The 254-nt window shown below is 61.8% G+C and carries 1 protein-coding gene; it reads right to left on the bottom strand.

Annotated elements, in window-relative coordinates; all coding sequences use genetic code 11:
• On the bottom strand, window positions 1–254 hold a 254-nt coding region (locus SB679_RS25345), incomplete at both ends, for a hypothetical protein (protein WP_410705104.1).

Raw genomic sequence — 254 nt, 5'->3', positions numbered from 1 at the left:
GCTTGGAGCGCGAGCGTGGAACCGAGCACGCTCTTGCCCTTGTCCTCATCAGCGAACATGTCCGCCGAGTTCCTCCGTAGGAGCACCAGCGAATCTGTTCCCGCCAGCAGTTGGATCTGTTCTTCTTCGGGCTGTTCGAAAGCGGCCAGCTGTTCGACGTCGTCCGCCAGCATCCATAGCACGTCACCGTTCGCGGTTGGCACTTCCACCGCGCCGACGGCGGTCAACGCAGCTTTGCTCTGGGCGACAGTGAA

It is taken from the genome of Chryseobacterium sp. SIMBA_029 (assembly GCF_046535275.1).
Lineage (GTDB): Bacteria > Bacteroidota > Bacteroidia > Flavobacteriales > Weeksellaceae > Chryseobacterium.
The sequence above is the reverse complement of the archived record's forward strand: the minus strand, read 5'-3'. Positions and strand labels throughout refer to the sequence as shown.